Here is a 1,167-nt window from a genome sequence, read left to right on the forward strand (position 1 = left end):
TAAAGTCTATGAGCTTGCAATCTATAGAAATAGTATATCGCCGGTAATACCAGAAAGAGTTTTAGAAAAGCCTCCATCTGCTGAACTACGTCCAGGGCAAAAAGATGAAGATGAACTTCTTCCGTATCATATTTTAGATGAAATACTTAAACTTTATATAGAAGAAGACTTATCTGTGGATGAAATAGTTGAGTATGGATTTGATGAGAATTCTGTAAGAAAAGTGGCAAGGATGGTTGATAGAAATGAATATAAAAGAAGACAGGCACCAATTGGTATAAAGATAACAGAAAAAGCATTTGGAAAAGACAGAAGAATGCCGATAACCAATAAATTTAAAATGTGATATAATTTTGAAAATTTTTTAAATTATAAATTAAATGGAAAAAGAACAGCCCCCTTTATTAAGAGTTATCAACTTAACTAAGAAATATGTTATAAAAAACTCACTTTTTGAAAAAAAATATCACACGGCAGTTAAAAACGTATCATTTTCTGTTAAAAAGAACGAAATAGTTGGTCTTATTGGTGAATCTGGAAGTGGAAAGTCAACCATAGGTAAACTTATATTGAAATTGATACATTTAGATAGTGGAACGATATTTTTTGAAGGTAAAGATATTAATAATTATCCTGAAAAACAGTTCAGAAAAAAAACATCTGTAATATTCCAAGACCCAAGAACTTCTTTAAATCCAAGATTTAAAGTGAAAGATATTATTGAAGAACCTTTGATTGTTCATAATGTACCTAAAAAAGAAAGGGAAGAAAGAGTTATAAAAGCTATAGTTGATAGTGGATTAGATGAATCTTTTTTAGAAAGGTATCCTTCTGAGCTTTCCGGGGGTCAAAGGCAAAGGGTTGCAATCGCAAGGTCTATTGTCTTAAATCCAGATTTTATAGTTGCAGATGAGCCAACATCTGCACTTGATGTATCTGTCCAGCTTCAGATTATAAATCTTATTAAAAAGCTAAATAAAAAAGAAAATATAAGCTTTTTGTTTATATCCCACGATTTAAATGTTGTTGGAATGCTTTCTCATAAACTTATTGTTTTATACAGAGGGAAAATAATGGAAAAAGGAGGAAAAGAAGATATTCTTAAAAATCCGCTCCATCCATATACAAAACTTCTAATTGATAGTCTTCCACCTTCTGACCATTTCA

The 1,167-nt window shown here is 30.3% G+C and carries 1 protein-coding gene and 1 pseudogene; both read left to right on the forward strand.

All coding sequences use genetic code 11. From position 1 onward, the window contains the following. Positions 1–346: pseudogene (locus HG1285_RS00635) on the forward strand (NAD+ synthase); the annotation flags it as partial. Positions 347–380: 34 nt separating this feature from the next. Continuing rightward, positions 381–1,167, forward strand: a 787-nt coding sequence (locus HG1285_RS00630) for an ABC transporter ATP-binding protein (protein WP_008289607.1), incomplete at its 3' end; no start/stop codon positions are given.

This window comes from Hydrogenivirga sp. 128-5-R1-1 (assembly GCF_000171895.1).